The sequence below is a fragment of the Halapricum sp. CBA1109 genome (assembly GCF_009741825.1).
In the GTDB taxonomy this organism is placed as follows: domain Archaea; phylum Halobacteriota; class Halobacteria; order Halobacteriales; family Haloarculaceae; genus Halapricum.
This window is the reverse complement of record NZ_WPCA01000251.1, coordinates 1-1,493: the sequence shown is the minus strand read 5'-3', so window position 1 is coordinate 1,493 and position 1,493 is coordinate 1. Positions and strand designations below refer to the sequence as shown.

The 1,493-nt window shown below is 65.5% G+C and carries 1 protein-coding gene and 1 pseudogene; both read left to right on the top strand.

Annotated features, from left to right (window positions below):
* A pseudogene (locus tag GJ629_RS15740) lies at window positions 1-745 on the top strand (transcription initiation factor IIB family protein); the annotation flags it as partial.
* Window positions 746-842: 97 nt separating this feature from the next.
* Window positions 843-1,349, top strand: a complete 507-nt coding sequence (locus GJ629_RS15735; RefSeq protein WP_157513843.1) for a hypothetical protein — start codon at window positions 843-845, stop codon at window positions 1,347-1,349.
* Window positions 1,350-1,493 lie beyond the last annotated feature (144 nt).

Genomic DNA, 1,493 nt, shown 5'->3' with positions numbered 1-1,493 from the left:
AGAAGTCCCGCGTCGGCGCGCCGAGACCCAGACGATGCACGACAAGGGACTGACGACCACCATCGACTGGAAGGATAAAGACGCCTACGGCCGCTCTATCTCCTCGAAGAAACGGAGCCAGATGCACCGCCTGCGCAAGTGGCAGGAGCGCATTCGGACGAAAGACGCCGGCGAGCGCAACCTCCAGTTCGCCCTCAGCGAAATCGACCGGATGGCATCGGCGCTGGGCGTCCCCCGGTCGGTCCGTGAGGTCGCCTCGGTGATCTACCGCCGGGCGCTGGACGACGACCTCATCCGCGGTCGCTCCATCGAGGGCGTCGCCACCTCGGCGCTGTACGCCGCCTGTCGCAAGGAAGGGATCCCGCGGAGTCTGGAGGAGATTTCGGAGGTCTCCCGGGTCGAGCGCAAGGAGATCGGCCGGACGTACCGCTACATCTCACAGGAACTCGGACTGGAGATGGAGCCAGTCGATCCCAAGAAGTACGTCCCGCGCTTTTGCTCGGAACTGGAACTCTCCGAGGAGGTCCAGTCGAAAGCCAACACCATCATCGAGGAGACGGCCGAACAGGGCCTGCTCTCAGGGAAATCGCCCACGGGCTACGCCGCCGCCGCCATCTACGCCGCCTCGCTGCTCTGTAACGAGAAAAAGACCCAGCGCGAAGTCGCGGATGTCGCGCAGGTGACCGAGGTGACGATCCGGAACCGGTATCAAGAGCAGATCGAAGCGATGGGCATCCACGGGTAGGAACCCCGTCCCGCGGTTTTCAGAGTGTCGACCGCGAGTGGCGACGCCGTCAGCCCGGTGCGATCGTTTATATACGAAGACGGGAGCAACCCCGGATATGGATTCCAACGAGACGCCGACGGAGCGGCGGATGGGCGCCGTCCACGGGTTCTACTCCGAGCGGGGCGCGGAGTCGGTGGCCGAGATGCGGGAGTGTACACTGTTTCTCGACGACGGGGACCTCCTCGTCGGTGATATGGGCGAGTTTCAGGTTCTCGGCGGGCTACCCGAACTCCTCCCGGACCCCGTCGCCGGTGTCGTCCGGACGGTGTTCGCCGACGACGACGCCGAGACGCTCGACCGCGAGACGGCCCGAACGCGCCGCGACAGCGAACGCTACGGACTGGACGAGATAACCGAGATAGAGGTCGAGACGGGGCTCCCGCCGGGGTCGAAACAGCGGGTCGAACTCGACCACGCCCGACGAGGGGAGCTATCGGTGTTCGTCGGGACGGCCGACGAGTACGGCGGCGAGGACGAGACACAGGCGTTCGTCGACGCCCTCTCCTCGGCCGCCGAGGACGCCGGCGGCGCGCCGCGAGTGACCAGCGAGTACGACGTCTGAGGGTAGTGTTCAGATACGCACCGAACAAAGAGCCTGTTTCTGCCGGGCTAACCAGCCGAAATCCTGGCGGACTGAAAGGGCGAGGCCAGTTCCGGGAACCCCGGCGACGCAAGCACTGGACCGAGCGAAGCGAAGGGAAGCGCA